Here is a 23,828-nt window from a genome sequence, read left to right on the forward strand (position 1 = left end):
GGGATTATGGAAACGGTTCCCGGTCGTTTATGCGGGCTGAGCGCCGCTGTCCTAGGCTGGGCAACGCCTGGCCCACGGTGTCCACCGCGGGGCGCGAGACGAGTGGCGGTGGCGCGCCGGTATGGAGACTTTTTCGTGAAGGCGATCAGGAGATTCACCGTCCGTTCCGTGCTGCCCGAGCGTCTCGGTGCCGTCGGCGAGCTGGCATCCAATCTTCGCTGGTCGTGGCACGAGCCCACCCGAGCGCTGTTCTCCCGCATCTCGCCCGACGACTGGCAGCAGACCGGATGCGACCCGATCGCACTCCTCGGCGCCGTCAGCCCCGAGCGTCTCGAGGAGCTGTCGCACGACGAGGGATTCGTCGCCTGGGCGAACAGCCTGCGCGACGACCTGAACCGCTATCTGTCCGAGCCCCGCTGGTACCAGCAGCTCGAGGGTGAGAAGCCGCACAGCATCGCCTACTTCTCTGCCGAGTTCGGCATCGCCGCCGCGCTCCCGCAGTACTCCGGCGGACTCGGAATCCTTGCCGGAGACCACCTGAAGGCCGCGAGCGACCTGGGCGTGCCGCTCACGGGAGTCGGGCTGTTCTATCGCGCCGGCTACTTCAGCCAGGCCATCTCGCGCGACGGCTGGCAGCAGGAGAGCTACCCGGTGCTCGACCCCGACGGCCTGCCCCTCACTGTGCTCAGACTCGCCGACGGCTCGGCGGCCCACATCGCGCTCGCCCTGCCCGACGGTCGTGCCCTCTTCGCCCGCATCTGGCAGGCCCAGGTCGGCCGAGTGCGCCTGCTGCTGCTCGACACCGACATCCCCGAGAACGCAGAAGACCTGCGCGGCATCACCGACCGCCTCTACGGCGGCGGCGGCGAGCACCGCCTGCTGCAGGAGCTTCTCCTCGGCATCGGCGGAGTGCGGGCGCTCAAACTGGCGGCCGAGCTTCGGGATGTGCCGGAGCCCGAGGTCTTCCACGCCAACGAGGGGCACGCCGGCTTCCAGGGCCTCGAGCGCATCTCGCGCCTCATCGGAGACGGACTCTCTTTCGACGCGGCGCTGCAGGTCGTGCGCGCCGGCACCGTCTTCACGACGCACACCCCTGTTCCCGCGGGCATCGATCGCTTCGAGCGCACTCTCATCGAGCGGTACTTCGGCGGCGACCTGCTGCCCGGCCTCAGCGTCGACGACATCCTGCACCTGGGAGCCGAGGACTACGACGGCGGATCGCCCGACGTGTTCAACATGGCCGTCATGGGCCTGCGCCTCGCGCAGCGGGCGAACGGCGTGTCCGAGCTGCACGGCGCCGTGAGCCGCGGCATGTTCCAGGGACTCTGGAAGGGATTCGACGTCGACGACGTGCCGATCACCTCGGTGACGAACGGCGTGCACGCCGCCACGTGGACCGATCCGCTGCTGCAGGAACTCGCGAGCTCGAAGCTCGGCACCTCCGACACGACCCACGCCGACTGGAACAGCGCCGACGTCAGCGACAGCGACCTCTGGGCCGTGCGCGGCGACATGCGTCGCCAGCTCGTGCACGACGCGCGTCGCCGCGTGACCGAGGCGTTCGAGCAGCAGAACCCGGGCTCGATCGCTCCGGCCTGGTACCAGACCCTGCTCGACCCCACCGTGCTCACCATCGGATTCGCCAGGCGGGTGCCGACCTACAAGCGCCTCACCCTGATGCTGCACGACCCCGCGCGACTCAAGTCGATCCTGCTCAACCCGCAGCGCCCCATCCAGCTGGTGATCGCCGGCAAGTCGCATCCGGCCGACGAGGAGGGCAAGCGGCTCATCCAGAAGCTCGTGCAGTTCGCGTCAGACCCCGAGGTGCGTCACCGCATCGTCTTCCTGCCGAACTACGACATCGGCATGGCGCAGCTGCTCTACCCGGGCACCGACGTGTGGCTGAACAACCCGCTGCGCCCGCTCGAGGCGTGCGGAACATCCGGAATGAAGGCCGCGCTCAACGGCGGACTCAACCTGTCGATCCTCGACGGATGGTGGAACGAGTACTACGACGGCGAGAACGGCTGGGCGATTCCGACGGCCGACGGCGCCAGCACGCCGGAGGAGCGCGACGCCATCGAGGCCGGCGCCCTCTACGACCTCATGGAGCACCAGGTCGCGACCCGCTTCTACGACCGCAATGCCGACGGCATCCCCGAGCGCTGGCTGGCCTCGGTGCGGCACACGCTCTCGACGCTGAGCCCGAGCCTGTCGGCCGAGCGCATGGTTCGGGAGTACACCGAGCGCCTCTACACGAAGGCCGCCGCTGCCGAGAGGGTCATGTCGGTCAGGGACCACGAGGCGGCTCGTGAGCTGTCGGCGTTCGCCGAGCGCATGACCGCGCACTGGCCGAAGGTGCAGGTCGTGCACGTCGAGTCAGGCGGCCTCGACGACACCCCGCAGGTCGGCGACTCGCTGCACCTGCGCGCCCAGGTGCAGCTCGATCGTGTCAGTCCCGACGACGTGGCGGTCGAGGTCGTCTACGGGCAGGCCGGATCGGGCGACGAACTGCGCGACACCGCCACGTTCTCGTTGTCGCCGTCGCCGGCGGCGGGGGCGGATGCCTCGGGCGTCGTTCTCTTCGAAGGCACGCTGCCTCTGTCGAGGGCCGGAGCGTTCGGCTACACGGTGCGCGTCGTGCCCAAGCACGCGCACTTGGCGTCGGCCGCCGAGCTGGGCCTCATCGCGACCGCGCACTGACGCCGTGCCCTTCGACAGGCTCGTTCCCTGAGCCTGTCGAAGGGGGTCAGTTGGCTCGGAACAGGCGAAGCGACGAGGGCGACATCTCGATCTCCGTGCCGGGCTCGTAGGTGGGCCCCTCCTCCGGGTTCGGGGCGTCCTCGCCCGAGTTCCAGAGCTCCGTGTACGAGGCCACTCCCCTGTGCACGGGCAGGGTCACGGTGACCGGAGCCTCGATGCCGTGGATCACGAGCAGGATGCGATTGAACTCCTCGTGCTCGGGCGTGGACGCCGCCATGTACTGCAGGGTGCGGTTCTCCGCCGAGTTCCAGTCGTAGACCGACATCGACGATCCTGTGGCGTCGTACCAGTCCATCTGGCTGGCGCTCGGGGTGGTCTCGCCGAAGATGCCGAACCGGACCGGCCGCAGCGCGGGGTTCTCGCGCCGCAGCTTCAGCAGGTGCTGGGTCGTCTTCCAGTGGTCCTTCTGCCAGCGCCGCCTGTCCCAGCTCAGCCAGGTCAGCTCGCTGTCGTGGCAGTACGCGTTGTTGTTGCCCTTCTGGCTGCGACCGAACTCGTCGCCGGCGGTGATGAGGGGCACGCCCGCCGAGAGCAGGAGGGTGCCCATGAGGTTGCGCATGGCCTGGCGCCTGGCGGCCTCGATCGGCCTCGACGAGGTCGGCCCCTCCACGCCGTGGTTGAACGACATGTTGTTGTCGGTGCCGTCGCGGTTCGACTCGCCGTTGCCCACGTTGTGCTTGGTGTCGTAGGCCGTGAGGTCGGCCATCGTGAACCCGTCGTGGGCCGTGATGAAGTTGATCGACGACAGGGGCCCCCGGTGCTGGGCGAAGGTGTTCGACGATCCGGCGAGGCGTGTCGCGAGCATTCCCACGCCGTCGCCCGGATCGCCGTGCTCCCGGATCGAGCGGATGTCGCGCAGCCAGAACTTGCGCATGCGGTCGCGGTAGCGGTCGTTCCACTCCGACCAGCCGTCGGGAAAGTTGCCGGTCTGCCATCCGCCCATGCCGACATCCCACGGCTCGGCGATCATCTTCACGTTCTGAAGCGCCGGGTCCGAGACGATGTCGGTGAGAAGCGGATGCTGCGGGTCGTAATAGTGGTCGGCGTTGCGTCCCAGGGTGGCCGCGAGATCGAAACGGAATCCGTCGACCTGCACCTCGTTCGCCCAGAAGCGCAGGGAGTCGAGGATCATGCGTGAGACGGCCGGGGTGGCGGTGTTGATGCTGTTGCCGCATCCGGTGACGTCGATGTACGTGCCGCCGGCGGTCTGCCGGTAGTAGCTGGCGTTGTCGATGCCGCGGAAGCTCGTGGTCGGGCCGCCGGGACCCTCCTCTGCCGTGTGGTTGTAGACCACATCCAGCAGAACCTCGATGCCGGCCTCGTGCAGCAGCTTGACCATGCCCTTGAACTCGCGGAGGTTGGCGCTGGCGCCCTGGGCCTGGGCCGATTTCGAGGCGTAGAGCGCGTGTGGGCTGAAGAACCCGAGCGTGTTGTAGCCCCAGTAGTTGCGCAGTCCCTGCTTGATGAGCCGCTGCTCCGACACGAACGACTGCACGGGAAGCAGCTGCACCGCCGTGACGCCGAGGTTCTTCAGGTAGCCGATCGTGGTCTCGTGGGCGAGGCCGGCATAGGTTCCGCGCAGCTCCTCGGGGATGCGGGGATTGAGCTCGGACAGGCCCTTGAGGTGCGCCTCGTAGATGACCGAGTGGTCGAGTGGAGTGTTCGGCTTCGTGACGCCGGCCCAGTCGAACGACTCGTCGACCACGACGGAGCGCTGCGACCCCGAGCTGAGCCGCTGGATTCCCTTGCCGTACGGGTCGAGCAGCAGCTTGGTGGGGTCGAAGCGGTGGGTCGGACCCTGGGGGCCCGCGACGCGCAGGGTGTACCGGCGGCCGGGAACGAGCTCACGGGTGCGGCCGAACCACACCCCGTGCCGGTCGCGGGTCAGCTCGACGGTCTTGTAGATCCAGTTCGCATCCTTGTCGTCGAACAGGCACAGCTCCACCTTCTCGGCGTGTTCCGACCAGACCCGGATCTCGCCTCCGTGGGCCGTGAGGCGAACGCCCATGTTGGCGAGGGGATCGGCGACAGTCATGCGTCTTAGAGTAGTGATTGCCAGGTTTCGAACAGATCACGGAAAGAGTCGTCGTGCCCGTCTACCTCGACCATGCGGCCACAACGCCGATGCTCCCCGATGCGCGAGACGCGTACATCGAGGCGCTCGGGGTCGTCGGCAACCCCGCGTCGATCCACAGCCAGGGTCAGCAGGCGAAGCGCATGCTCGAGGAGGCTCGCGAGCTCGTCGCGGCGAGCGTGTCGGCCGAGCCCGTCGAGGTCGTGTTCACCTCGGGGGGAACAGAAGCGGTGAACCTCGGCATCAAGGGCCTCTTCTGGAAGCGGCAGGAGGCCCGTCCGCGCCCTCGCATCCTCGTTCCCGGCGGGGAGCACCACGCCACCATCGACGCGGTCGAGTGGCTGGCCGCCCACGACGGCGCCGAGATCGACTGGCTGCCGATCGACGAACTCGGCCGACTGCATCCGCAGACCCTGCGCGAGGCGATCGAGCGCGATCCCGAATCGGTGGCCCTCGTCTCGGTCCTGTGGGCGAACAACGAGGTCGGCACGATCCAGCCGGTCTCCGAGCTCACCGCCGTCGCGGCCGAGTTCGGCGTTCCCACCCACGTCGACGCCGTGTCGGCGTTCGGATACCTGCCGCTCGACTTCCACGCGTCGGGCGCCGCCGCCCTGAGCATCTCGGCGCACAAGATCGGCGGTCCGGTCGGCGTCGGCGCGCTCCTGCTCTCGCGCTCCGCCGAGATCGTGCCCCTCTTCCACGGCGGCAGCCAGCAGCGCGGCCGCAGCGGAACACAGGACGTCGCCGGCGCCGTCGCGTTCGGGGTCGCGGCCCGCCGCGCATCCGACGAGGTGCACGGCCACGCGGCCGCGCTGGCCGTCTTGCGCGACCGGCTCATCGAGAGCGTGCGGCTGGCAGTTCCCGAGGCGGTGCTGCGGGGCGATCCGGATGCGGCGGGCCGGCTTCCCGGAAACGCCCACTTCACCTTCCCCGGCTGCGAGGGCGACTCGCTCCTCTTCCTGCTCGACGTGGCGGGGCTGTCGGTCTCCACGGGATCCGCCTGCCAGGCCGGCGTTCCCGAGGCGTCGCACGTGCTCACGGCCATGGGCCTCAGTGAGGCCGATGCGAGGGGAGCGCTGCGCATGACGCTGGGACACGGAACGACGGAGGCGGACGTCGACGCGCTCGTGGCCGCGTTGCCCGCGGCCTTCACCCAGGCATCCAAGGCGGGCCTCAGCGACAGGCTCGTGCCGCTGGGCCACGCGCGCTGAGCGGCGCCGCGGTTCTGCGCTGGTCGAGTAGCGAGGAACGAGCGTATCGAGGCCACCGTGGGGTGATTTCGATACGCCGGCTCGTTCCTCGCCCGGCTACTCAATCAGCGCAGGCGGCTGGGCCACGCTTGTGATGAGACGACTCCTGCGTGCCGTCGCGTCGCGCCATTGCGCCCATCCCGACGCGCTGGACGGGCGCGACAGCGCCACCGGACTTGCCCTACAGGTTGACGGTGGCCACGATCGCCAGGTGATCGCTGCCGCCGGCGGGAATGACCGTGTTCGACGTGACGTCGAGTCCGCGCTGCAGGAAGTGGTCGAGTCTCGCCAGGGGGAACGGCGTCGCCGGCCACGTGAAGCCGAACAGTCCGTCGCTCTGGTTGGGCTCGTTCAGCTGCGACAGGATCGGCTTGAACGCCCTGTCTGTCGAGGCCGCATTGAAGTCGCCGACCGCGATCACACGATCGTTCTCGTCGTTCGGCAGAACGTCGGCGAGGTTCTTCAGCATCTCGTCGCGATCGGCGTGGTCGCCGATGCGAGCCGACGCGGCATGGATGACGTAGATGCTGACCAGGCCCTCGGGAGTCTCGAGGTCGGCGGCGAGGGCGCGCTGCCAGCCGAGTCCGAGGTCCCACGGCTGGGCGTTCAGAATCGGGTAGCTGCTCCAGAGGCCGACCGTGCCGACCTGGTAGGAGTACTCGTAGCTGGCGTCGAGCACCGACGACACCTGGGCACTCGACTCGGCGTCCATCTCCTGGATGGCCACGACCTGGGCGCCGGTGGCGACGAGGTCTGCGGCAGAGGCCGCCCCTGTTCCCGAACTCGCCTCGACGTTCTGACTGGCCACGGTGAGCGTGTTCGCGCTCGCGGGCGGCGCGGTCCACTTCAGAGGGATGATCGTCGCTCCGAAGACGAGGCCCCAGGCTGCGACCGGCACGATCACGGCGGCCCACGGCCGGCCGCGGCGGGCGAAGGCCGCGAGCACGATGAGCAGCGGGATGAACACTCCCAGCCATGGCGCGGCGGAGTCGACAAGCAGGCCGAGGCCGCCCACGTCGGGAACCCAGTTGTGCAGCACGATGAGGGCCGCGAGAAGCAGGGAGGACGCCACGACGACGGCGTTCAGCGCGCGTCGACCTCCAGACGGCCGACGCTTCCGTGAGGGTGACGCCCGGGGCGTCTCGGCCAGGAGAGACATCGCCCTCCAGTCTGCACGGGCAGGCTGGACGAATGCCCAGCCCCGCCGGTGAACGGTTGATGACGACGATGACGTGACACGCCGGGGCGTGTCGTTATTTTGAGTAATTCAAAACAAGCACCTAGGGTTGACGCATGACGACAGAGCGAGCGGATGCGACGGCCCTGGCCGACAGCATCCGTCACGCCGGGTTGCGGGTCACCGAGCCCCGGGTCGCCGTTCTCGGCGTGCTCGAGAACGAGTCCCACATCGAGGCCGAGCGGGTGTTCCGCGCGGTGCTTCCGCTGGTGCCGGGAACGAGCGTGCAGGCCGTGCACGGAATCCTCGCCGCGTTCACGCAAGCCGGGCTCGTGCGACGCATCGAGCCCGCCCACTCGCCGGCGCTCTACGAGCGCCGTGTGGGCGACAACCATCACCACGTCGTCTGCACCGGCTGCGGAGCGGTCGAAGACATCGACTGCACCGTCGGCCATAGCCCGTGCCTGACTCCGTCGTCATCCGGCGGATTCCAGATCCAGACCGCCGAGGTCACGTTCTGGGGTCTCTGTCCTGCCTGTCAGGCAGCAGTGCCAGCCTAGATCTCGTACATCCTCCCGACCGCCCGATTTACAAGGAGAACAATGTCCACCGATGCCTTCACCACCACCAACTCCGGCGCCCCGGTCGCCAGCGATGAGCATTCGCAGACCGTCGGAACCGACGGACCGATCACGCTGCACGATCACTACCTGGTCGAGAAGCTCGCCCAGTTCAACCGCGAGAAGGTGCCGGAGCGCATTGTGCACGCCAAGGGCGGCGGCGCGTTCGGAACCTTCGTCACCACCCACGATGTCTCCGCCTACACGCGCGCCAGCCTCTTCCAGCCCGGCGCATCCGTCGACATGCTCGCGCGCTTCTCGACCGTGGCGGGGGAGCAGGGCAGCCCCGACACCTGGCGCGACCCGCGCGGCTTCGCGCTGAAGTTCTACACCGACGAGGGCAACTACGACCTCGTCGGCAACAACACGCCCGTCTTCTTCATCCGCGACGGAATCAAGTTCCCCGACTTCATCCACTCGCAGAAGCGCCTGCCGGGAACGCACCTGCGCGACCACGACATGCAGTGGGACTTCTGGACGCTGTCGCCCGAGACCGCCCATCAGGTGACCTGGCTCATGGGAGACCGCGGTCTGCCGGCTTCGTGGCGGCACATGGACGGCTTCGGATCGCACACCTACCAGTGGATCAACGCCGCCGGCGAGCGGTTCTGGGTCAAGTACCACTTCAAGACCCACCAGGGCATCGAGATCCTGAGCCAGACCGACGCGGACCGCATCGCCGGAGAGGACGCCGACTTCCACATCCGCGACCTGTCTGAGGCGATCAAGCGCGGCGACTACCCGAGCTGGACCCTGAGCGTGCAGATCATGCCCTATGCCGACGCGGCCACCTACCGCTTCAACCCCTTCGACCTCACGAAGGTCTGGCCGCACGCGGACTACCCGCTGCACGAGGTCGGAACCATGACGCTGACCCGCAACCCCGAGAACTACTTCGCGCAGATCGAGCAGGCCACGTTCGCGCCGTCGAACTTCGTTCCCGGAATCGCCGCCAGCCCCGACAAGATGCTGCTCGCGCGCATCTTCAGCTACGCCGACGCGCACCGCTACCGCGTGGGAACGAACCACGCGGAGCTGCCCGTGAACGCGCCGACCGCGCCACTGCACAGCTACTCGAAAGACGGGGCGATGCGCCACGGATTCACGTCTGCCGAGACGCCCGTCTACGCACCGAACTCGCACGGAGGCCCGCACGCGGACCCCGCCCGGGCCGGTGCCGACGCGGGCTGGGAGTCCGACGGCGAGCTCGTGCGCGCCGCCGCCGAGCTGCACGCCGACGACGACGACTTCGGCCAGGCCGGCACGCTGGTGCGCGAGGTTCTGGATGACGCGGCTCGCGACCGGCTCGTCGCGAACATCGCGGGTCACGTCTCGAAGGTGACCGATGCAGGCCTCCGCCAGCGCGTCTACCAGTACTGGACGAACGTCGACGCGACGCTCGGCGCCCGCGTGGCCGCAGCGGTCGAGCCCAGCGCCCCCGGCTCGAACGAGCAGCCCGAGGTCGTGGGCATCGGGGCATAGCGCGACCGATCCCTGAGCCTGTCGTTCCCTGAGCCTGTCGAAGGGCAACGTCGACAGGCTCAGGGAACGCCCGCCCCGGGAATGCAGCGCAACCCCGTTCTGTTGTAGACACCGTGCGGTAGCGTTTCGCGAACCGCACGACCATCAATCGACAATCTTCACGAGGAGGCCCCTTTTGCCTACCGTTACCGTCACCGCCGAATCCCTCGACAAGACCATCACCGACAACGAGATCGTTCTTCTCGACTTCTGGGCCGACTGGTGCGGCCCGTGCAAGCAGTTCGCGCCCGTCTTCGAGAAGTCCAGCGAAGACAACACCGACGTGGTCTACGGAAAGATCGACACCGAAGACCAGCAGCAGCTCGCCGCTGCCGCGCAGATCACCTCGATCCCGACCCTGATGGCGTTCAAGAACGGCGTGCCCGTGTTCCGCCAGGCCGGTTCGCTTCCGGCGCCCGCCCTCGCCGACCTCGTTGCGCAGCTCAAGGCGCTCGACGTCGAGGCCGCGATGAAGGCCCAGGCCGAGGCAGACGCAGCAGAGGCTAAGCCCGCAGAATAGTCTCATCGTCGCCGAATGGCGTCGTCGCGCCCATCCCGTACGACGGGACGGGCGTGACGGCGCCATTCGGCATTCGGAGGCCCGTCGCTACTCCGGTGACGCTGTCCGAGGCCTCACGTAAGCTCGTCACGTGAAGGTTTTAGCAGCAATGAGTGGCGGGGTCGACTCCGCCGTGGCCGCCGCACGCGCGGTCGAGGCAGGGCACGACGTGGTCGGGGTTCATCTGGCGCTGTCGCGCATGCCGGGCACCCTGCGAACCGGTGCCCGCGGCTGCTGCACCATCGAAGACTCGATGGACGCGCAGCGTGTCGCAAACAAGATCGGCATCCCCTACTACGTATGGGATTTCTCCGAGCGGTTCAAGGCCGACGTCGTCGACGATTTCGTCGCCGAGTACACGGCGGGGCGCACCCCCAACCCGTGCATGCGCTGCAATGAGCGCATCAAGTTCGCCGCCCTCCTCGAGAAGGCCGTCGACCTGGGCTTCGACGCGGTCGCCACGGGCCACTACGCCAACATCGTCACCGACGCCGAAGGCAACCGCGAGCTGCACCGCGCCGCCACATGGGCCAAAGACCAGAGCTACGTGCTGGGTGTACTCACCAGCGAGCAGCTGGCGCATAGCATGTTCCCCCTGGGCGCGACGCCCTCCAAGGCCGAGGTCCGTGCCGAGGCCGCCGAACGCGGCTTCTCGGTGGCGTCGAAGCCCGACAGCCACGACATCTGCTTCATCCCCGACGGCGACACGAAGGGCTGGCTCGCCGAGCGCGTGGGCGCCGAGACCGGCCAGGTCGTCGAGCGTGACGGCAGCGTCGTGGGCAGTCACGACGGGGCCCACTCGTTCACCGTCGGCCAGCGCCGTGGCCTCCACCTCGGCATGCCCGCGCCCGACGGCAAGCCCCGGTTCGTGCTCGAGGTGCGACCCGTGAGCAACCAGGTCGTCGTCGGCCCCAAGGAGGCGCTCGACATCTCCGAGATCGCCGGCGCCCGGTTCACCTGGGCCGGGCTCGCTCCCGAGAACCCGCAGATCGCCTTCGAGTGCGAGGTCCAGATCCGCGCCCACGCCGACCCGGTTCCCGCGACCGCCGTCGTGCGCGCGCTCGACGTGCCCGTTCCCGTCGAGGGCCAGCGACCGGCATCCGATCACGAACTCGTGATCACGCCGCACACGCCGCTCAACGGGGTCGCTCCCGGCCAGACGGCCGTCGTCTACATCGGCACCCGCGTGCTCGGCCAGTGCACCATCGATCGCACGGTCAGTGCTGACTCGACCAGTGCCGATTCGACCAGTGCAGTCCCAGCCGTGCCCGCTGCGGCGGGAGCCGTGGCCTGATGGCCGAGGTCCTGCCCGACGAGGTCACCCCCGACCTCGCAGAGGCCAAGGTCGAGGCCGACGAGCTCACGACGCGCATCCTCGAACTGCGCGACCAGTACTACGATAAGAACGCGTCGACCGCCTCCGACGCCGAGTACGACGCCCTCGTCCGGCGACTCGACGCCATCGAACGGGCGCACCCCGAGCTGCAGAGCGCCGACAGTCCCACGCAGACGGTGGGCGGCCGCGCCGAGACCACGATGTTCGCGCCGGTCACGCATGCCGAGCGCATGCTCAGCCTCGACAACGTCTTCAGCGAAGACGAGCTGCGCGAGTGGGCCGCGAAGATCGAACGCGATGCCGGCCGCAGCGCCGTGCGCTATCTCTCCGAGCTCAAGATCGACGGGCTCGCCATCAACCTGCGCTACGAGAACGGTGTTCTCGTCACGGCAGCCACCCGCGGCGACGGTGTGGTCGGAGAAGACGTCACCGACAACGTGCTGCAGATCAAGCAGATCCCGGCGCGGTTGAAGGGCACCGGGCATCCGCCCCTGGTCGAGGTGCGCGGCGAGATCTTCTTTCCCGTGGCATCGTTCGACGAGCTGAACGCGGCGCAGGAGGCGGCGGGGGAGCGCGTGTTCGCCAATCCGCGCAACGCGGCGGCCGGCTCTCTTCGCCAGAAGACCGAGGGCAAGAACGCCAAGCAACTCGCCCTCGTCGAGAACCGCCTGTCTCGCCTGCGCATGCTGGTGCACGGCATCGGCGCATGGCCGAATCCGCCCGTCGCGGCGCAGAGCGAGGTCTACGGCCTGCTCGAGCATTGGGGTCTTCCCATCTCGACCCACTTCAAGGTCTTCGACCTGGTCGACGACGTCGTCGAGTTCATCCGCTACAACGGCATCCATCGCGCGAGCGTCGAGCACCAGATCGACGGCATCGTCATCAAGGTCGACGACCTCGCCCTGCACGCCGAGCTCGGGGCCACGAGCCGCGCGCCACGCTGGGCCACCGCCTACAAGTACCCGCCCGAAGAGGTCAACACCCGTCTGCTCGACATCGTCGTGAGCGTCGGGCGCACGGGCCGCGCCACGCCGTTCGCGGTCATGGAGAAGGTCGAGGTCGCCGGCTCCGAGGTGCGCCAGGCCACACTGCACAACCAAGACGTGGTCAAGGCCAAGGGCGTGCTCATCGGCGACATCGTGGTGCTGCGCAAGGCGGGCGACGTCATTCCCGAGGTGCTCGGCCCGGTGGTCGAGCTGCGCACGGGCGACGAGCGCGCGTTCGTGATGCCCGAGAACTGCCCCGAGTGCGGCACGAGGCTCGCCCCGGCCAAAGAGGGCGACGTCGACCTGCGCTGTCCGAACGCGCGCAGCTGCCCCGCCCAGGTGCGCGGCCGCGTCGAGCACGTGGGATCCCGAGGCGGCCTCGACATCGAGGTGCTCGGCGAGGTGTCGGCCGCCGCGCTCACCCAGCCGCTCGAACCGTCCGATCCTCCGCTCGAGACAGAGGCGGGTCTGTTCGCCCTGCGCATGCAAGATATCTTCCCGATCACGGTGGTCGTGCGCGACAACGAGACGGGCATGGTCAAGCTCACCGACGACGGCGAGCCCAAGCGGGTTCAGCCCTTCCAGCGCCGACGCCAGAAGCGCGACGGCGCCTACAATCCCGACACGCGCGAACCGAAGGCGGCGGAGTTCGCGGGCGACGAGTTCTCGGTTCCGTCGACGAACGCCGTGAAGCTTCTCGCCGAGATCGAGAAGGCCAAGACCAAGCCGCTGTGGCGCATCCTCGTCTCGCTGTCGATCCGGCACGTCGGCCCTGTGGCCGCGCGCGCCCTGGCCGACTACTTCGGCTCGCTCGACGCGATCCGTGCGGCGAGCCGCGAGGAGCTCGCCGCCGTCGACGGTGTGGGGCTGATCATCGCCGATGCGCTGATCGACTGGTTCTCCGTCGACTGGCACGTCGACATCGTGGATTCCTGGGCCGCCGCTGGTGTGCAGTTCGCGACCCCCGGGCATCCGGGCCCCGGCGCAGCCGTCATCGAGGGCGGCGTGCTCTCGGGCGTCACCGTCGTCGCCACAGGCTCGCTCGACGGGTTCACCCGCGAGGGCGCGCTCGAGGCGATCATCAATGCGGGCGGCAAGGCCGCGTCGAGCGTGAGCAAGAAGACCGACTTCGTGGCCGCGGGCCCCGGTGCCGGCTCCAAGCTCACCAAGGCCGAGGCCCTCGGCCTGCGCATCATCGACGCCGAGCAGTTCGCGATCCTCGTCACGCAAGGGCCGGATGCGCTGGGCCCGGCCCCCGAGGCGGAGAGCGCGCCCGACGACGTCGCTCCCTGACCCTGTCGTTCCCTTCGACAGGCTCAGGGAACGGGTGGTTCCCTTCGACAGGCTCAGGGAACGCGGCTCCGGTAGAATCGGTGGGTTCGTCCGAACTCCCCCCGAATGAAGACACGGAGCAGCATGTCCGAAATCACGCAGGAGCAGGTCACCCACCTGGCCAGCCTCGCCCGTATCGCGCTGACACCCGAGGAGATCGTGTCGCTCACGAGCGAGCTCGGGTCGATCATGGACCACGTGGCCACGGTCACCGAGGTCGCGACGCCCGATGTGCCGGCCACGAGCCACCCGATTCCACTGCAGAACGTGTTCCGAGACGACGTGGTGGGCCAGACCCTCACCGCCGAAGAAGCACTGGCCGGTGCGCCCGACCACGACGGCTCGAGATTCCGGGTCACCGCCATCCTGGGGGAGGAGCAGTAATGACGACCGATCTCACAAGGCTCACCGCCGACGCACTCGCCATCAAGCTCAGCTCGGGCGAGGTCAGCTCGGTCGAGGCCACACAGGCGCACCTCGACCGCATCGCCGCGGTCGACGGGTCCGTTCACGCCTTCCTGCACGTCGCATCCGACAGCGCCCTCGCCGAGGCGGCCGACATCGACCGTCGTCGCGCGGCCGGAGAAGAGCTGCACCCGCTCGCCGGCGTTCCCATCGCCATCAAAGACGTCATCGTCACCAAGGGCATGCCCACCACGAGCGGTTCCAAGATCCTGGAGGGCTGGGTTCCGCCCTACGACGCCACGGTCATGACCAAGCTGCGTGCCGCAGGCCTCGTCTCCATCGGCAAGACCAACATGGACGAGTTCGCCATGGGCTCGTCGACGGAGCACTCCGCCTACGGTCCCACGCACAACCCGTGGGACCTCGAGCGCATCCCCGGAGGCTCCGGTGGTGGCTCCGCCGCCGCGGTCGCCGCCTTCGAGGCGCCGTTCGCCCTGGGCAGCGACACCGGCGGGTCCATCCGCCAGCCCGCGCACGTCACCGGCACGGTCGGCCTCAAGCCCACCTACGGCGGGGTCAGCCGCTACGGCGCCATCGCCCTCGCCTCCAGCCTCGACCAGATCGGTCCGGTGTCGCGCACGGTCCTCGACTCCGCACTGCTGCACGACGTGATCGGCGGGCACGACCCGCGCGACTCCACGTCGCTCACCGACGTCTGGCCGTCGTTCGCCGAGGCGGTTCGCAACGCCGACGTCGCAGGCCTCCGCATCGGGGTCATCACAGAGCTCCAGGGCGACGGGTTCCAGCCCGGCGTCATGGAACGCTTCCGTGAGGCTCTCGCCCTTCTCGAGGGCGCCGGCGCGATCATCACCGAGGTCGCACTTCCGAGTGTCGAGCACGCGATCGCCGCGTATTACCTGATCATGCCCGCCGAGGCCTCCAGCAACCTGGCCAAGTTCGACTCCGTGCGCTTCGGCCTGCGGGTCAACCCGAAGGGCGGCGGCACCGTCGAAGACGTGATGAGCGCCACCCGCGAGCAGGGCTTCGGCGCCGAGGCGAAGCGCCGCATCATCCTCGGAACCTACGCGCTCTCGGCTGGCTACTACGACGCCTACTACGGCAGCGCACAGAAGGTGCGCACGCTGGTGCAGCGCGACTTCGCGGCCGCCTTCGCGAACGCCGACGTGCTCGTGTCGCCCACGGCGCCCACCACTGCGTTCAAGCTGGGAGAGAAGACCGGAGATCCGCTGTCGATGTACCTCAACGACATCGCCACGATCCCGGCCAACCTCGCGGGAATCCCCGGAATCTCGGTGCCCGTGGGACTGGCCGCCGAAGACGGGCTGCCCGTCGGCATCCAGTTCTTGGCACCGGCACGCGAAGACGCCCGACTGTATGGGGTGGCCGCCGCGCTCGAGGCGCTCCTCGAGCAGAAGTGGGGGCACACGCTCCTGAGCCAGGCGCCCGACCTGTCTCCCAGTGAAATGAACGCGACCGACGAGGGAGCCGTCTGATGGCGAAACTGATGGACTACGACCGCGCGCTCGAGCTCTTCGAGCCGGTGCTCGGCTTCGAGGTGCACATCGAGCTCAGCACCAAGACCAAGATGTTCTCCGACGCGCCGAACTACTTCGGCGGCGAGCCCAACACGAACATAACCCCCGTCGACCTCGGTCTGCCGGGCTCGCTTCCCGTGGTCAACGGCCAGGCGGTGCGCTACGCCATCAGCCTGGGCCTCGCGCTCGGCTGCTCGATCGCGCCCACGAGCCGCTTCGCCCGTAAGAACTACTTCTACCCCGACCTGGCGAAGAACTACCAGATCTCGCAGAGCGACGAGCCCATCGCGTTCGCGGGGTCGGTCGAGGTCGAGTTGCCGAACGGGCGCATGTTCACGGTGCCGATCGAGCGTGCGCACATGGAGGAGGACGCCGGAAAGCTCACCCACGTGGGCGGCGCGACCGGTCGCATCCAGGGCGCCGAGTACTCGCTCGTTGACTACAACCGTGCGGGTGTTCCCCTGGTCGAGATCGTCACCGACATCATCTACGGAGCCGAGGCAGACGCCCCTGAGCTCGCCAAGGCGTACGTCTCGACTATCCGCGACATCGTGGTGGGACTCGGCATCTCCGAGGCGCGCATGGAGCGCGGAAACCTGCGCTGCGACGCCAACATCTCGCTGCGTCGACGCACCCCGGAGGGCGAGCCGCCCGCGCCGCTCGGAACACGCACCGAGACGAAGAACGTCAACTCGCTGCGCAGCGTCGAGCGGGCCATCCGCTACGAGATCCAGCGCCAGGCCGCCATCCTCGACGACGGCGGAACCATCACGCAGGAGACGCGCCACTGGCACGAGGACACGGGCCAGACCTCCGCCGGTCGACCCAAGTCCGACGCCGACGACTACCGCTACTTCCCGGAGCCAGACCTGCTGCCCGTCGTTCCGTCGGCCGAGCTCATCGAAGAACTGCGCGCAGCTCTTCCCGAGGCCCCGGCCATCCGCCGTCGTCGCCTGAAGGCCGAGTGGAACTTCACCGACCTCGAGTTCCAGGACCTCACGAACTCCGGTCTCGTGAACGAGGTCATCGAGACCGTCGCGGCGGGTGCCGCGCCCGCTGCGGCCCGCAAGTGGTGGACGGGCGAGATCGCCCGCACCGCCAACGCGCAGGGTGTCGACGCGACCACGCTCGTCACCCCGCTGCAGGTCGCACAGCTCGTGGCGCTCGTCGACGCCGGCACTCTCACCGACCGCCTCGCGCGGCAGGTTCTCGAGGGCGTCATCGCCGGCGAGGGCACGCCCCAGCAGGTCGTGGATGCGCGCGGCCTGGCCGTCGTGTCAGACGACGGCGCGTTGATCGCCGCCATCGACGAGGCGCTGCAGAGCCAGCCCGACGTTCTCGCCAAGATCCGCGACGGCAAGGTGCAGGCCGCCGGTGCCGTGATCGGTGCTGTGATGAAGGCGATGAAGGGTCAGGCCGACGCGGCGCGCGTTCGCGAACTGGTTCTCGAGAGGGCCACGGCGCTTCCCGAGTAGTCGCGGGTCGGCCCTTCGACAGGCTCAGGGAACGGACATCCGCTCCCCGAGCCTGTCGAGGGGCTACTAGAAGTCGATGCCCGTCAGGTCCTCCGACACGGTCCAGAGCCGCGACGCCACCCTCTCGTCGAGGGCGCGTCGGCTCTGCTTCGCCCGTCCGGGAGGACCGGTGAGTCCGAATGCACCCGTGGGTCCGACGTAGTCTCCGCCGGAGACGCTGGCCCACGTGGCCGCGAAGATCTCGGGTTCCGCACCCTGCTCGGCCCCCTGCGAGAGGCCGGGCATGTTCATGAACCTCTCGACGAGCGCGCTCGCCGGCTTGTCGCGGCCGAGCTGCGGGCCGGCGTTCTGCAGGTTCGTGCGGCTCGAGCCGGGATGAGCTGCTGCGCTGAGCAGACCCCAGCCCGCGCCGTCGCTGCGTCGCTGCAACTCGTGCGCGAAGAGCAGGTTCGCCAGCTTGGACTGGCCGTAGGCGAGCCAGGCGTTGTACTTCTTGTCGGCGTTGAGATCGCCGAATCGTATGCGTCCGATCCAGTGCATCACGCTCGACAGCGTGACGACCCTCGGCGCATCCGCAGCCATGAGCGACGGGAGGAGACGCGCCGTGAGGGCGAAGTGCCCCAGATGGTTCGTGCCGAACTGCAGCTCGAAGCCGTCTTCGGTCGTGTGCTTCGTGGGCACGGCCATCACACCGGCGTTGTTGATGAGCACGTCGACGGGCAGCTGATCGGCGAGGATGCGCTCCGAGAACGCCCGCACGCTCGCGAGGGAGGCGAGGTCGAGGCTCTCGAGCTGCAGTGACGCGTCGGGCACGCTCTGCCGGATGGTGTCGGCCGCCGCCTGGTTCTTCTCCTGCGTGCGTGCCGCCATGACCACATGGGCGCCGGCAGCCGAGAGGCGCCGCGCCGTCTCGAGACCGAGTCCGCTGTTGGCTCCCGTCACGATGACGCGCTTGCCGTACTGGTCGGGGATGGACAACTGGGGTGCGGCCGACATGAATCTCCTTGCGCTCAGGCGGAATCTCGGGTTCGCCGCCTAGGCGTTCAGGCTAATCCTCATTCATGAGTGTGCATAGATCGAGGGCTACGCGGAGAGCGGAAGCCTGTCGTCTCGCCCGGTCAGAGCCAGCAGCCGGGACTGCAGCGACGCGTGCTCGGGAACGGGAACGGGGGAGCTGAACAGACCGGATGCCTCCAGCGTCTCCTTCTGCGGTTCGAACACGGTCCAGACCGCGGCGATGAGCTGGTCGTCGAGCGTCTCTGACGTGCGGGTGGCACGCGCCAGGTCCCATGTGTGGATGGTGACGTCGGACACCTGCTCGCGCAGGTACTCGGTGACCGTCACGGTGTCGTACGACAGCTGCACACGGGCATCCGGTGCCGCCGATCGCCAGGCGTCGGTGGCGGCCTTGGAATACAGGGCCCACTCGGTGACGAGGTCGCTCGACAGTGGGCGCTTGAGCGCCTGCGCCTGTCGCAGGGTGCGCCCCTCGAGAAGCAGGGGAACCCACTGCTGCTCCTCGATCACGTGGGTGACGAGCTGGCGGGTGTTCCAGTCGGTGTCGGGGGTGGGGGCGTTCCAGTCGCTCACCGCCTCGAGGCGCGTGGCGAACTCGGCGTGTGCGGTGTTCTGCAGTGTCAGCCAGTCGATGGTCACGATGGGGCTCCTGTCGGCGATGCTCGTCATGGTTCTAGGTGTAAGTCCATCACGCTCGCGTGCATTCCACCGAGCGTCTCTTGGATAGGCTCGCGGGGTGACCTTGACGACCAGAGACATCGATGCCACCGACCTGACTCCGCTGCTGGCCATGAACAACAGGGCCATCCCCGCGGTGAACCTGCTCGACGAGGCAGAACTCCTCGACCTCGTGTCGATGGCGCACGCAGCCGTGATCGTGGTCGACGACGAGGCTCCGGAGGAGCCGCTCGGTCTCGTCGTCACACTGGCCGCCGGCAACGACTACGAGAGCGAGAACTACCGCTGGTTCGAGGAACGGGGCGGCGACTTCCTCTACGTCGACCGCATCGTCGTCGCCGAGGGCATGCGGGGCCGCGGCCTGGGCCAGCTGCTCTACGAGCGCGTCTTCGCCGAGGCCGAGCTCGCCGGTCTCACCGAGGTCACGTGCGAGGTCAATCTCGATCCGCCGAACCCCGGCTCGCTGGCGTTCCACGACCGCCTCGGCTTCGTGCAGCTGGGCGAGCAGGTCACCAAGGGCGGCTCCGTGACGGTCGCTCTTCTCTCCGCGCCCGTCTTCCCGGCCTCGTCGCTGCCCGAACCTTCCTGATCGGTTCTGATCAGCCCTTGCCGGCCAGCAGCTGCTCCCGCACGGCGCGGCGCAGCACCTTGCCGATGAGCGACTTCGGAAGCTCGTCGATCACGACGATCCGCTTCGGCACCTTGTAGGCCGTGAGCTGCCCGCGGCACCAGTCGCGGAACTCCTTCTCGTCGAAGTCTGCCCTGGACGAGAGCACCACGGCCGCGACCACGTCTTCTCCACCGCCCCCGCTCGGCATGCCGACGACGGCGACGTCCGCCACACCGGGATGCTGGCGCAGCGCGTCTTCGACCTCCGACGGCGCCACGTTGAATCCGCCCGTGATGATGAGTTCCTTGATGCGGTCGACGATGGTGACGAAGCCGTCGGCATCCTGCGTGCAGATGTCGCCGGTGCGGAACCAGCCGCCATCGAGCAGCACGGCGTCGGTCTCGTCGGGTTTCTGCCAGTACCCCTGGAACACCTGCGGTCCGCGGATGAGCAGCTCGCCCTCCTCGCCCGGCGTGCGGTCGATCGAGGTGTCTTCGGGGTCGACGACCCGGATGTCTGTGCTCGGGAAGGGGACGCCGACGGTGCCGGGGCGGCGGCTCGGGCCGATGGGGTTTCCCAACGCCACGGGCGAGGTCTCCGTGAGTCCGTAGCCCTCGACGAGGTAACCCCCCGTGGCCTTCTCCCAGAGCTCGACGGTGGAGACAGGCAGGTTCATGGCTCCGGAGATCGCGAAGCGGATTCCCGTGAGGTCGACCTTGCGCTTCTGGGCGCCCAGCGCGAGGCGCTCATAGATCGGCGGCACGGCGGGCAGGAAGGTGGGCGGATGCGACTTCGCCGCGTCGAGCACGAGATCGACGTCGAACTTGGGAAGCAGCACGAGTCGGGCGCCGCTGTTCATGGCGAAGGTGAGGCAGAGCGTGAGCCCGTAGGCGTGGAACATCGGCAGAACGGCGTAGATGACCTCCTTGCCCGCCACCATTCCGGGCACCCACGCGCGGCCCTGAAGGGCGTTGGCGTGCAGGTTGAAGTGGGTGAGCTTGGCGCCCTTGGGCGTTCCGGTCGTGCCGCTCGTGTACTGGATGACAGCGAGGTCGTCGACGGTCGGGCGAGGCACGGAGCGGCGCACGGGCCGGTGGTTGATCAGCTTCTCCCAGGGCATGCTGCGCTTCGAGTCGGCCGTGAGCGCCTTGCGGGCGTCGCGGGCCTTGGGCACGGGCAGCCGCAGCGCCAGTCGCTTCGACAGGGGCATCGCGCGGGTGATATCGACGGCGACGACCGTGTCGAACGCCACGTCGGCGGGCATCGAATGGATGCGATCGCCCACCTTGTCCCACACGATCGCGACCTTCGCGCCATGGTCTTCGAACTGGTGGCGCATCTCGCGGTCGGTGTAGAGCGGATTGTGCTCGACGACGATAGCGCCGAGTCGAAGGACGGCGTAGAAGGCGATGACGTGCTGCGGACAGTTGGGCAGCACGAGGGCCACCCGGTCACCGGGGCCGACGCCGGCTCGTCGCAGGCCCTCTGCGGCGCGCGCGACCAGCATGCCCAGCTCGGCATACGTCGTCGTCGAGCCGAAGAAGTCGAGGGCGACGTTGGACTTGTACGCACGCACCGAGTCGTCGAACATGTCGACCAGTGAGCCGGAGGGCAGCGCAATCGTCGCGGGAACGCCGTCTGCGTACTGGGAAACCCATGGCCGGTCGGTCTCGATGCTCATACGGTGCCCTTCGCGTTGTCGAAAGAGACATTATGGCGCAGTCGTTTCGGCTTTCCATGGGCATCGATAGGCGTGAGTGGCCGTGCTAGCGTGCGAACGTGTCGAGAATCGTCGGGGTATCCGCCGCACTGCCCGCCCTCTCGTATGCCCAGACGGAGATAACCGACACGATCGCCCCGATGATCACCGCGGATCTCTCGAAGCAGGCGGTCCTGCGACGGCTCCACCAGGGCAGCCGGGTCGAGCGACGCCACCTGGTGCTTCCGATCGAGCGCTACCTCGAGGAGCAGAGCTTCACAGAGACGAACGGCCTCTTCATCGAGGCGGCCACCGACCTCGCGGAGGAGGCCCTCGCGGCAGCGCTTTCGCAGGCGGGCGTGCGTGCCGACGAGGTCGACTTCGTGCTGTTCACCTCGGTGACGGGTGTCTCGGCGCCGTCGATCGACGCGCTCCTCGTGCCCCGACTCGGGCTGCGGCCCGACGTGAAGCGGGTGCCGATGTTCGGCCTGGGCTGCGTCGCCGGTGCCGCCGGCATCGCCCGGCTCGACGACTACCTGGCGGGCCATCCGACCGGCGTCGCCGTGCTCATCTCCGTCGAGCTGTGCTCGCTCACCGTGCAGCGCGACGACGACTCGATGGCGAATCTCGTCGCATCCGGGCTCTTCGGCGACGGCGCGGCAGCCGTTGTGATGGTGGGCGCCGAGCGCGCGATCGCGAGGTCGGACGACGGATTCGACGTCGTCGGCTCGCGCAGCGCCCTGTACCCCGACACCCGCCACGTGCTCGGCTTCAATCCGGGGGAGACGGGCTTCCGCATCGTGCTGACCGCCGGGGTCGCCGACGTGATCGACGAGCATTTCGGTGACGACATGACCCTGTTCCTCGCCGACCACGACGCGACGATCGACGACATCCCGCGCTGGATCGCGCATCCGGGCGGCCCGCGGGTGCTCGACGCGTTCAGCGAGGCCCTCGACCTGCCGCCGGGTGCGCTCGACGTGAGTTGGGATTCGCTCGCCCGGGTCGGCAACCTGTCGTCGGCATCCGTGCTGCACGTGCTGGCCGACAGCATCCGAGACTCGCCGCCGACGGGCGGGGAGCTGTGCGCCCTGTTCGCCCTGGGCCCTGGCGTGTGCGCCGAGCTGGTGCTTCTGCGTTGGTCGGGAGCGACTGAATGACCCTCTCCGTACTGTTGTACACGATCCTCATCCTGCTGACCGGCGGTGAACGCATCGTCGAGCTCTTCGTATCGACCCGCAATGCGGCGTGGGCGTTCGCCCGCGGCGGCCTCGAGTTCGGCCGACGCCACTTCGGGCCGATGGTCGCGCTGCACACGGGGCTGCTGCTCGCCTGCCTGCTCGAGACGATCCTCGCCGACAGGCCGTTCATTCCGTGGCTGGGCTGGCCCATGCTCGTGATCGCGCTTGCCAGCCAGGTGCTGCGCTGGTGGTGCATCGCCTCGCTCGGCCATCGCTGGAACACGCGGGTCATCGTGGTCCCCGGCCTGCCGCTCGTGCTGCGTGGACCGTACCGGTGGCTGCGCCACCCCAACTACATCGTCGTCATCGCGGAGGGCATCGCCCTGCCCCTGGTGCACAGCAACTGGGTGACCGCCCTCGCGTTCACCGTGCTCAACGCGGTGCTGCTGTTCGGGTTCCGCATTCCGGTCGAGGAGCGGGCGCTCGAGGCGGCGCTCGGCGAGAAGCCCGTCGCACCCCGATGAGCGCGATCGACGTCGATGTCGCCGTCGTGGGGGCCGGGCCCATCGGCCTCGCCGCAGCGATCGAGGCGCGGCTCGCGGGACTGTCGGTCGTGGTGATCGAGCCGCGGTCGTTTCCCATCGACAAGGCCTGTGGCGAAGGCCTGATGCCCGGGGCCGTCGCCGCCCTCGCGCGACTCGGCGTCCATCCGGAGGGAGCCGCGATCGCCGGCTTTCGATACTCGAACGCACGCACCCTTGTCGAGCACCGGTTCGCGGGCCCCTCCGGTCTCGGTGTGCGCCGCACGGCACTGCACGATGCGCTCTCCGAGCGGGCAGACGAGTTGGGCGTGATGCGTCTGGATGCCCGGGTCTCCGACCTTGTGCAGAATGCAGAGGGCGTGACGGTCGGCGACGTGCGGGCGTCGTGGCTGCTCGCCTGCGACGGCCTGCACTCCACGGTGCGACGGCTGGTCGGCCTCGAACGGCCGGCACCGGGCCGCGCCGACCGGCGCCGCTTCGGCCTGCGCCGGCACTACGCGATCGAGCCGTGGACAGACCTCGTCGAGGTGCACTGGGTCGCGGATGCCGAGGCCTACGTCACGCCGCTGGCCGGCGGCCTCGTGGGTGTGGCGGTTCTCGGACGGCCGCGCACCGACTTCGACGAGATCCTGGCGCAGCTGCCGGAGCTCTCCGATCGCCTCCGCGGATCTCACCCGGTCGACAGCCTGCGCGGGGCCGGACCGCTCAGACAGCGCACCGCGGCCCGCAGCGCCGGGCGGGTGCTGCTGCTGGGTGATGCCTCGGGCTACGTCGACGCACTGACCGGCGAGGGCATCCGAGTCGGTCTGGCCCACGCGCGGGCCGCCATCGAGGCGATCGTGGATGCGGGCCCCCGGCCGGCGGCGACCTACGACCGGGAGTGGGCCCGCGTCAGCCGGGACTTCCGTGTGATCACCTCGGGGCTGCTCGCCGCGGCGCAGTCTCCTCTCAGGCCGTTCATCGTGCCGGCCGCGCGGGCGATGCCCGCGCTCTTCGGTGCGGCGGTGGAGCGCCTCGCCCGATGAGGCGGCAGGCGTGACCTCGAGG

19 protein-coding genes are annotated in these 23,828 nt (G+C 68.8%); 14 read left to right on the top strand and 5 right to left on the bottom strand.

What is annotated here, in order from left to right:
- Positions 1-135: 135 nt before the first annotated feature.
- Positions 136-2,703, top strand: a complete 2,568-nt coding sequence (glgP, locus tag ASF51_RS15065) for an alpha-glucan family phosphorylase (protein WP_055931605.1) — start codon at positions 136-138, stop codon at positions 2,701-2,703.
- Between the two features lie 46 nt (positions 2,704-2,749).
- Here the strand turns inward: glgP and glgX are convergent, their stop codons facing one another.
- On the bottom strand, positions 2,750-4,798 hold the full coding sequence (gene glgX / locus ASF51_RS15070; RefSeq protein WP_055931608.1) for a glycogen debranching protein GlgX: 2,049 nt from the start codon (positions 4,796-4,798) through the stop codon (positions 2,750-2,752).
- Positions 4,799-4,851: 53 nt separating this feature from the next.
- Between glgX and ASF51_RS15075 the strand changes: the two genes are divergently transcribed.
- A complete protein-coding gene (locus ASF51_RS15075; protein ID WP_055931611.1) occupies positions 4,852-6,048 on the top strand; it encodes a cysteine desulfurase family protein in 1,197 nt (398 codons plus the stop codon).
- Positions 6,049-6,268: 220 nt separating this feature from the next.
- Here ASF51_RS15075 and ASF51_RS15080 read toward each other — a convergent pair whose 3' ends face one another.
- Entirely contained in the window at positions 6,269-7,246 is a 978-nt protein-coding gene (locus ASF51_RS15080; RefSeq protein WP_082480124.1) for an endonuclease/exonuclease/phosphatase family protein, read from the bottom strand.
- A 134-nt stretch (positions 7,247-7,380) separates the two neighbouring features.
- Here ASF51_RS15080 and ASF51_RS15085 point away from each other — a divergent pair, with 134 nt between their 5' ends.
- The 8 genes from ASF51_RS15085 (at position 7,381) to gatB (ending at position 17,054) form a co-directional block, all read left to right on the top strand.
- A complete protein-coding gene (locus tag ASF51_RS15085; RefSeq protein ID WP_055931617.1) occupies positions 7,381-7,824 on the top strand; it encodes a Fur family transcriptional regulator in 444 nt (147 codons plus the stop codon).
- Positions 7,825-7,866: 42 nt separating this feature from the next.
- On the top strand, positions 7,867-9,366 hold the full coding sequence (locus tag ASF51_RS15090) for a catalase (protein ID WP_055931620.1): 1,500 nt from the start codon (positions 7,867-7,869) through the stop codon (positions 9,364-9,366).
- 175 nt (positions 9,367-9,541) lie between these two features.
- Complete coding sequence (trxA, locus tag ASF51_RS15095) at positions 9,542-9,925, top strand: thioredoxin (RefSeq protein WP_055931623.1); 384 nt, start codon at positions 9,542-9,544, stop codon at positions 9,923-9,925.
- A 130-nt stretch (positions 9,926-10,055) separates the two neighbouring features.
- The gene (mnmA, locus tag ASF51_RS15100) at positions 10,056-11,258 is read left to right on the top strand and encodes a tRNA 2-thiouridine(34) synthase MnmA (RefSeq protein WP_055931626.1); all 1,203 of its coding nucleotides are present in this window, start codon (positions 10,056-10,058) and stop codon (positions 11,256-11,258) included.
- Complete coding sequence (gene ligA / locus ASF51_RS15105) at positions 11,258-13,579, top strand: NAD-dependent DNA ligase LigA (RefSeq protein ID WP_055931629.1); 2,322 nt, start codon at positions 11,258-11,260, stop codon at positions 13,577-13,579. Before mnmA ends, ligA begins: the two co-directional genes overlap by 1 nt.
- A 123-nt stretch (positions 13,580-13,702) precedes the next feature.
- Positions 13,703-14,002, top strand: a complete 300-nt coding sequence (gatC, locus tag ASF51_RS15110; RefSeq protein WP_055931632.1) for an Asp-tRNA(Asn)/Glu-tRNA(Gln) amidotransferase subunit GatC — start codon at positions 13,703-13,705, stop codon at positions 14,000-14,002.
- On the top strand, positions 14,002-15,537 hold the full coding sequence (gatA, locus tag ASF51_RS15115; protein WP_055931637.1) for an Asp-tRNA(Asn)/Glu-tRNA(Gln) amidotransferase subunit GatA: 1,536 nt from the start codon (positions 14,002-14,004) through the stop codon (positions 15,535-15,537). The genes gatC and gatA overlap by 1 nt, the downstream gene beginning before the upstream one ends.
- Positions 15,537-17,054 carry an Asp-tRNA(Asn)/Glu-tRNA(Gln) amidotransferase subunit GatB gene (gatB, locus tag ASF51_RS15120; protein WP_044442839.1) on the top strand — a complete coding sequence of 506 codons (1,518 nt, stop codon included), beginning with the start codon at positions 15,537-15,539 and terminating at the stop codon, positions 17,052-17,054. The genes gatA and gatB overlap by 1 nt, the downstream gene beginning before the upstream one ends.
- Positions 17,055-17,120: 66 nt before the next feature.
- On the opposite strand, the gene ASF51_RS15125 is transcribed toward gatB, so the two are convergent.
- Positions 17,121-18,050, bottom strand: coding sequence for an SDR family oxidoreductase (locus ASF51_RS15125; RefSeq protein ID WP_055931640.1), 930 nt, complete (start codon positions 18,048-18,050; stop codon positions 17,121-17,123).
- A gap of 87 nt (positions 18,051-18,137) precedes the next feature.
- Positions 18,138-18,740 (bottom strand): TIGR03086 family metal-binding protein, encoded by a 603-nt coding sequence (locus ASF51_RS15130; RefSeq protein WP_055931643.1) that lies wholly within the window; start codon positions 18,738-18,740, stop codon positions 18,138-18,140.
- Between the two features lie 67 nt (positions 18,741-18,807).
- On the opposite strand from ASF51_RS15130, the gene ASF51_RS15135 reads away from it, so the two are divergent.
- Positions 18,808-19,338, top strand: a complete 531-nt coding sequence (locus ASF51_RS15135) for a GNAT family N-acetyltransferase (RefSeq protein ID WP_055931645.1) — start codon at positions 18,808-18,810, stop codon at positions 19,336-19,338.
- A gap of 10 nt (positions 19,339-19,348) precedes the next feature.
- On the opposite strand, the gene ASF51_RS15140 is transcribed toward ASF51_RS15135, so the two are convergent.
- Positions 19,349-21,040, bottom strand: a complete 1,692-nt coding sequence (locus tag ASF51_RS15140) for a long-chain-fatty-acid--CoA ligase (protein WP_055931647.1) — start codon at positions 21,038-21,040, stop codon at positions 19,349-19,351.
- A gap of 98 nt (positions 21,041-21,138) precedes the next feature.
- On the opposite strand from ASF51_RS15140, the gene ASF51_RS15145 reads away from it, so the two are divergent.
- The 3 genes from ASF51_RS15145 to ASF51_RS15155 are packed head-to-tail and all read left to right on the top strand — an operon-like array spanning position 21,139 to position 23,806.
- On the top strand, positions 21,139-22,218 hold the full coding sequence (locus tag ASF51_RS15145; RefSeq protein ID WP_055931649.1) for a type III polyketide synthase: 1,080 nt from the start codon (positions 21,139-21,141) through the stop codon (positions 22,216-22,218).
- A complete protein-coding gene (locus ASF51_RS15150) occupies positions 22,215-22,763 on the top strand; it encodes an isoprenylcysteine carboxyl methyltransferase family protein (RefSeq protein ID WP_082480137.1) in 549 nt (182 codons plus the stop codon). Before ASF51_RS15145 ends, ASF51_RS15150 begins: the two co-directional genes overlap by 4 nt.
- Positions 22,760-23,806 carry an NAD(P)/FAD-dependent oxidoreductase gene (locus ASF51_RS15155; protein WP_235497275.1) on the top strand — a complete coding sequence of 349 codons (1,047 nt, stop codon included), beginning with the start codon at positions 22,760-22,762 and terminating at the stop codon, positions 23,804-23,806. Before ASF51_RS15150 ends, ASF51_RS15155 begins: the two co-directional genes overlap by 4 nt.
- Positions 23,807-23,828 lie beyond the last annotated feature (22 nt).

The sequence above is a fragment of the Agreia sp. Leaf283 genome, from assembly GCF_001422485.1.
In the GTDB taxonomy this organism is placed as follows: Bacteria; Actinomycetota; Actinomycetes; order Actinomycetales; family Microbacteriaceae; genus Agreia.